5 protein-coding genes are annotated in these 7109 nt (G+C 40.7%); 3 read left to right on the top strand and 2 right to left on the bottom strand.

The genetic code is table 11. The features are described 5' to 3' along the window. Positions 1–130: 130 nt before the first annotated feature. Entirely contained in the window at positions 131–820 is a 690-nt protein-coding gene (locus NBH01_RS26225) for a Crp/Fnr family transcriptional regulator (protein WP_008762363.1), read from the bottom strand. 266 nt (positions 821–1086) lie between these two features. Between NBH01_RS26225 and NBH01_RS26230 the strand changes: the two genes are divergently transcribed. Continuing rightward, a complete protein-coding gene (locus NBH01_RS26230) occupies positions 1087–1626 on the top strand; it encodes a flavodoxin family protein (RefSeq protein ID WP_022469977.1) in 540 nt (179 codons plus the stop codon). A 195-nt stretch (positions 1627–1821) separates the two neighbouring features. Here NBH01_RS26230 and NBH01_RS26235 read toward each other — a convergent pair whose 3' ends face one another. Further along, a complete protein-coding gene (locus tag NBH01_RS26235; protein WP_090615043.1) occupies positions 1822–2367 on the bottom strand; it encodes a methylated-DNA--[protein]-cysteine S-methyltransferase in 546 nt (181 codons plus the stop codon). 213 nt (positions 2368–2580) lie between these two features. On the opposite strand from NBH01_RS26235, the gene NBH01_RS26240 reads away from it, so the two are divergent. Further along, positions 2581–3396: an MBL fold metallo-hydrolase gene (locus NBH01_RS26240; RefSeq protein ID WP_225678880.1), complete on the top strand. Its 816-nt coding sequence runs from the start codon at positions 2581–2583 to the stop codon at positions 3394–3396. A gap of 24 nt (positions 3397–3420) precedes the next feature. Next, positions 3421–6729: a S41 family peptidase gene (locus tag NBH01_RS26245; RefSeq protein ID WP_234141004.1), complete on the top strand. Its 3309-nt coding sequence runs from the start codon at positions 3421–3423 to the stop codon at positions 6727–6729. Positions 6730–7109: the final 380 nt, after the last annotated feature.

Raw genomic sequence — 7109 nt, forward strand, 5'->3', positions numbered from 1 at the left:
AGCTATACACTTCTGAAGAGTAGGTATGTCTATATACAAACTTACCCAAGGATACGTTAATGTTCGTAAACTTGGGTAAGATTTTATAGATATTGTTTGGAGAGGACTTAGAATTCACCTTCTCTTTTTATTATAAGTATTTCTCCAGCGCCATTTTATTCAGAATCTCGATCTTTTTTCCTTCCATTGTGATCAGTCCTTCCTTGATTATCTTATTGATTTCTTTGGATAAAGCAGGCCGTGATACATTCAGGTACTCGGCAAGCTGGGACTGGGTATGCATGATCTCTACTGTCAGAGAATCTTTTTTCTTATGTTCGAATAAGTAAACAATAAACCTTTCGCGTACAGTCTTGCGCGACAGAGGTTTCAAACGTGATACGGTACATATATTGCAATTTCCGGCGATGCAAAGAAAATTGTGCAATACCTGCGGGTCCTGACTGATGACTTTAAAAGTGGAATCTTTGGTTGCCATGAGTACCACGCTGTCTTCCAAAGCAGTAAAAGTAGCTGGCAACGTATTGTTTGAATTGAAAAGGTGAGGGGTGGCAAAGGTACGTGGTGCGATGATATACTCAATCATCACTTCGTTCCCCAATCCGTCAATGATATCCGTGCGTAGTTTTCCTTCCAATAACACATATAGTTTGTTGCAAGGTGTACCTTGCGTAACAACTATTTCTTTTTTATCCGCTGCATAGATAACGAAATCCAGTTTGTCCAACAGAGATTCCTTGATGTTCAGAGGTAAATCCCGAAATAAAGGGATTTGAAATAATTTTTCTTTATGTGCGTTGGTCAGTTGTATTTTTTTCATTGCATTATGTTGTTCGTATCATAGGCAAAGATATGAATTATATATGGGCAGAGAAAATCTTTTTTTATGTTTGTGTTGCCGAAAGACCGATTATGGATGAGATGAAAAGGATATTGATAAAAAGTAAAAATGGCAGAAAATGTTTGAATCAGTAATTAGGGTACACATCTCTGTAATTTATCTACATTTGCTATATGATAAATTGTCTATTTTTGCAGAGTGAAAAAGCTGATTCATGAAATTCAAAAAATAAAAGTAATAAAGTTATGGCTAAAAAAGTTCTGATTATTTCGTCCAGTCCGCGAAAGGGCGGTAATTCTGATATGCTTTGTGACGAATTTGTGAAAGGTGCCCTCGAAACAGGCAATGAAGTAGAAAAGATTTTTCTGAAAGAGAAAGCAATTCATCCTTGTACGGGATGTAGTGTTTGCAGCATGTATGGCAAACCCTGCCCGCAGAAAGATGATGCAGCAGAAATTGTAGAGAAAATGATTGCGGCTGATGTCATCGTAATGGCAACACCTGTTTATTTCTATACGATGTGCGGACAGATGAAGATTATGATTGACCGTTGTTGTGCACGTTATACGGAAATAACGAATAAGGAATTTTATTTCATTATTGCAGCGGCGGAGAATGATAAGGGGATGATGGAACGTACGATTGATGGTTTCCGTGGCTTCCTTGATTGTCTGGAAAATCCGCAGGAAAAAGGAGTGATTTATGGAATAGGTGCCTGGAAGGTAGGAGAAATAAAAGATACTCCCTATATGCAGGAAGCCTATGAGATGGGAAAAATGGTGTAAACGTTCGCTTTGGGTAAATATTTCCCGTCTTATATAACAACCTTTCAGGATGGTGTCACTATGCTGAGTATATAGTGACGCTATACCTGTAGGATAGTGACACTAAAGCAGTATGATAGTGACACTATAGTAATGGGATAGTGACACCATATTTTTGTCTGGATTTAATGAGAGAAGTTTAGTTTAATGATTCTGTTACAATAATCTTCTTTCGTTCGATTCCAGTTCCAATAAAGTCTTTTTAGCTACAAGACCACCGGCATATCCGGTCAGTTTATGATCGCTGCCAATCACCCTGTGACAAGGAATAAGTATTGAAATAGAATTTGCTCCATTCGAAGAGGCTACCGCGCGGATAGCTTTAGGATTATCCAGTCTCTGTGATAATTGAGCATAAGATATCGTTGTTCCGTAGGGAATGTTTAATAATTCATTCCATACACTCTTTTGAAACTCTGTCCCGACAAGAAGCAGAGGAATATCAAACGTAGTCCTTTGACGGGAAAAATACTCATCTAGCTGGCTGATCGTTTGCGTTATCACTTCAGAATTTTCTATTGCGTACTGAGCATTTAGCGCTTTTTGTATTCGTTTATCGATTGTTGTTCTGCGTTCTTCACTCACCACCCAGTCACACATACAGAGCTTGTTCTCGAAAGAACCGAGTATCAATTTCCCGCATGGAGATTGATAGTACTGTATCTGAACTGTATTTACTTTACCTTTTGCTTCTTTCTCCATTTTGATTCTTTATTTAAAGGGTTTGATATGGATGTAAAAGTAATTATTTGTATTCAAACTACAAAATGAATAATTCGGCAATAGAAGCCTGAAACAAAATCTTTTACCCTTACAGTCGATTTAAATTGATTGATTACTTGTTCTGCCGTAGAATTATTATAATTTTGTAGCAGAACTTTTTATTTCGTATTATTTGATTAAGAACCAAACCACATGAACTATAAAATAACGACTCTTGTAGAAAATTGTGTCTATGGACGTAAATTGCAGGCAGAACATGGGCTTTCCCTCTATATTGAGACACCGGAAAACAGATTACTTTTTGATACGGGAGCTTCCGATTTATTCATCCATAATGCTCGTTTGTTACATATCGATCTTCAGAAAGTAGATTATCTGGTATTATCTCACGGGCATAGTGATCATACAGGTGGGCTACGCTATTTTATGGAATTGAATACGAAAGCGACAATTGTCTGTAAACGGGAAGTTTTCTTTCCCAAGTTCAAGGATGAACGCGAGAACGGGATGAAGCATATCCATTCAATCGACCTGTCCCGTTTCTATTTTATTGATGAGCAGACTGAACTGGTTTCCGGAGTATTTCTTTTGCCTGCTATCGATATTATCAATAGTGAGGATACTCATTTTGAACGATTTTGGGTTCAGAAGGACGATGGTTGTAAAATTCCGGATACTTTTCAGGATGAATTGGTTATGGTGCTGGTTAATTCAGGAGGGCTTGTCGTTTTAAGTGCCTGTTCTCACCGGGGCATTACAAATATATTGCGGACAGTACGAACGGTATTTCCAAAACTTTCCTGTAATTTGCTTTTAGGAGGCTTTCATATTCATAATGCAGAAGAATTCAAATATCAGGTTATTGCCGATTATTTGCATGAATATTTACCTCAAGAGATAGGTGTCTGCCATTGTACGGGAGTAGATAAATATGCTTCTTTTTATAAAGATTTTGGCGACAGGATATTCTATAACTACACAGGAAAACAAATAGAGACAAGTATTTAAGAACAAAATATATAATAATTTGATATGAAGAAACTTATAACTTCTTTAGCGCTGGTACTGACTGCATTATCCAGCTATGCTATTACCCCTTTGTGGATGCGTGATGCACGCATCTCACCGGATGGAAAGGAAATCGTCTTTTGTTATAAAGGCGACATCTACAAAGTCCCCGTTCAAGGGGGAACCGCTACCCAATTAACAACACAAGCTTCTTATGAGGCTAATCCTGTCTGGTCGCCCGATGGTAAACAAATCGCATTTGCCAGTGACCGGAATGGAAACTTCGATCTCTTCATCATGCCTGCTGATGGAGGAACTGCACGTAGATTGACCTATCATTCTGCCTCGGAAATCCCTTCGGCTTTCACCCCTGATGGCAAATTTGTACTTTTCTCCGCCTCCATTCAGGACCCTGCGCAAAGTGCCCTTTTTCCTACCGGAGCCATGACGGAATTATATAAAGTTCCGGTTACCGGAGGACGTACCGAACAAGTGTTGGCTACTCCTGCCGAATGGGTATGCTTTGATAAATCGGGAAAAAACTTCCTTTATCAGGACCGCAAAGGTTTTGAAGATGAATGGAGAAAACACCATACCTCATCTATAACAAGAGACGTTTGGCTGTACGATGCTTCGACCGGAAAACATACCAATCTGACCAATCGTGAAGGAGAAGACCGTAATCCGGTATATGCACCGGATGGTAATTCGGTCTATTTTCTAAGTGAGCGCAATGGCGGTTCATTTAATGTATATAATTTTGCCCTGAACACTCCGCAGGAAGTGAAAGCCATCACCACTTTCCGCACGCATCCGGTACGTTTCTTGTCAATCAGCGATAAAGGAACTATATGCTATACGTATGACGGAGAACTTTATACACAAGAGCCCAATGCCCGCCCGAAGAAAGTAAATGTTGATCTTGTGCGTGATGATGAAAAAGAGATTGCTACTCTCAGATTTTCTCAGGGTGCGACTTCTGCTTCTGTGTCTCCGGATGGCAAGCAGGTGGCTTTTATTGTGCGAGGTGATGTTTTTGTGACTTCAACCGATTATGCTACGACCAAGCAAATAACAAATACTCCGGCAAAGGAATCCGGTGTATCTTTTGCTCTCGACAACCGTACACTGGTTTATGCCAGCGAGCGGACCGGTAACTGGCAACTTTATACCGCTAAGATAGCTCGTAAAGAAGAGGCGAATTTCCCTAACGCCACTCTTATTGAAGAGGAAGTATTGCTCCCCTCTAAAACCGTAGAACGTGCTTACCCGCAATACTCTCCGGATGGTAAGGAATTGGCTTTTATCGAAGACCGTAACCGGTTGATGGTACTCGACCTGAAAACCAAAAAAGTACGTCAGGTGACAGACGGTTCTACATGGTACAATACAGGAGGCGGATTCGACTACGAATGGTCGCCCGATGGCAAGTGGTTTACGCTTGAGTTTATTGGCAATCGTCATGATCCCTATTCGGATATCGGCATTGTCAGTGCGCAGGGAGGTACTATCACTAATCTGACTAACAGCGGTTATATTAGCGGCTCTCCACGTTGGGTGCTGGATGGAAATGCCATTCTGTTTCAGACCGAACGTTATGGTATGCGTGCCCATGCTTCCTGGGGATCACAACAGGATGTGATGCTGGTATTCTTGAATCAGGATGCTTACGACCGTTACCGTTTGAGTAAAGAGGATTTCGAACTGCTTAAAGAATTTGAAAAGGAGCAGAAGAAAGCAAAGGAGAAAGACGGTGATAAGAAAAAGGACGGAAGTCAGTCTAAAAAGGACAAGGCAGACAAAGAAAAAGATAAAGCAGACAAAGAAGGAGATAAGGAGGATACCGAAAAGGACAAGGCAGACAAGAAAGATATTGTTGTGGAACTCAGCGGTATTGAGGACCGTATTGTACGCCTGACTCCTAACTCTTCTGATTTAGGTAGTGCTATTCTTTCCAAAGATGGAGAAAATCTGTATTACTTCTCAGCTTTCGAAGAGGGGTATGACCTTTGGAAAATGAATCTTCGTGAAAAAGGCACGAAGCGTCTCCATAAACTTAATTCCGGCTGGTCATCACTGATGCTGGATAAAAAAGGAGATATCTTCTTGCTGGGAAGCAGAAATATGCAGAAAATGGACGCGAAGTCGGATGCTCTGAAATCTATCAGTTATCAGGCTGAAATGAAAATGGATTTGGCAGCCGAACGTGAGGCAATGTTCGATCATGTTTATAAACAACATCAAAAACGTTTCTACAATCTTAATATGCACGGAGTGGATTGGGATGCTATGACAGCAGCCTATCGCAAATTTCTGCCGCATATTGATAATAACTATGACTTTGCAGAATTACTGAGCGAATGGTTAGGTGAACTGAACGTTTCGCATACCGGAGGACGTTATTCTCCGAGAGGCAATGGGGATGTAACCTCTAATCTGGGCTTATTGTTTGACTGGAATTATCAGGGAAAGGGTATGCAGATTGCTGAAATTGTAGAGAAAGGGCCGTTCGATCATTCCCGTACCAAAGTAAAGGCAGGGTGTATTATAGAAAAGATCAACGGGGAAGAAATAACTCCGGATAAGGACATCACTGATCTCTTGAATAATAAGGCAGGAAAGAAAACACTGGTTTCGCTGTACAACCCGCAGAATAAGGAACGTTGGGAAGAAGTGGTAAAACCTGTCACAAGCGGACAGCTTAATGGCTTATTATATAAACGTTGGGTAAAGCAACGTGCTGAGGATGTGGAGAAATGGTCCAGCGGTCGTTTGGGATACGTTCATATTCAATCTATGGGAGATGGCAGTTTCCGTACTGTTTACTCGGATATTCTGGGAAAATACAATAACTGTGACGGAATTGTGATTGATACCCGTTTTAACGGAGGTGGTCGTCTGCATGAAGATATTGAAATACTTTTCAGCGGTCAGAAATATTTCACTCAGGTGGTACGCGGACGTGAAGCCTGTGATATGCCAAGTCGTCGCTGGAACAAGCCTTCTATTATGTTGCAGTGTGAAGCCAATTATTCGAATGCGCATGGCACCCCGTGGGTGTACAAGCATCAGAGTATTGGAAAACTGGTAGGTATGCCTGTTCCGGGAACTATGACAAGTGTGTCTTGGGAAACTTTGCAGGATCCTTCATTGGTATTTGGGATTCCTATCATCGGTTATCGTCTACCGGATGGCAGTTATCTGGAAAATACTCAGTTGGAACCTGATATCAAGGTTGCCAACAGCCCGGAAACTGTAGTGAAAGGAGAGGATACACAACTCAAAATGGCTGTGGATGAATTGCTTAAAGAAATAGATAGCCGGAAGAAATAGACATCCTTTCCTCCTTTAGAAAAAATAATTTTAGTCTCACGGTTTCACTCTGCTCTATTTAAACTTCTTGCAATCAGTGGCATACCGAATGAAGGTGTGTCAAAAGTAACTAAATTCCCCTCCTTCAGGAAGGAGGGGTGGCTGAAAGCCGGGGTGGTAGGTGTACTTCACAGTTGAATATCAATAGCTAATGTATTCACCTACCACCTCCCCCTACGGGTACTCCTCCTTCCCGAAGGAGGAGAGTTTAGTTACTTTTGACTTTTGACACATTTACATTTGCAGTATTAAATATCACAACAAAATATAAGTGTATATTTGAAAAGTAGAGTTGCAGTGAACTAACTTTGACACTAGTCTTAAATGACTATAGGCTGAAT

Source organism: Bacteroides sp. B1-V-101, from assembly GCF_023656585.1.
Taxonomy (GTDB): Bacteria; Bacteroidota; Bacteroidia; order Bacteroidales; family Bacteroidaceae; genus Bacteroides; species Bacteroides thetaiotaomicron.

Coding starts and splice junctions, on each gene's coding strand:
- NBH01_RS26225 (WP_008762363.1), bottom strand. CDS start 820: ATGAAAAAAATACAACTGACCAACGCACATAAAGAAAAATTATTTCAA.
- NBH01_RS26230 (WP_022469977.1), top strand. CDS start 1,087: ATGGCTAAAAAAGTTCTGATTATTTCGTCCAGTCCGCGAAAGGGCGGT.
- NBH01_RS26235 (WP_090615043.1), bottom strand. CDS start 2,367: ATGGAGAAAGAAGCAAAAGGTAAAGTAAATACAGTTCAGATACAGTAC.
- NBH01_RS26240 (WP_225678880.1), top strand. CDS start 2,581: ATGAACTATAAAATAACGACTCTTGTAGAAAATTGTGTCTATGGACGT.
- NBH01_RS26245 (WP_234141004.1), top strand. CDS start 3,421: ATGAAGAAACTTATAACTTCTTTAGCGCTGGTACTGACTGCATTATCC.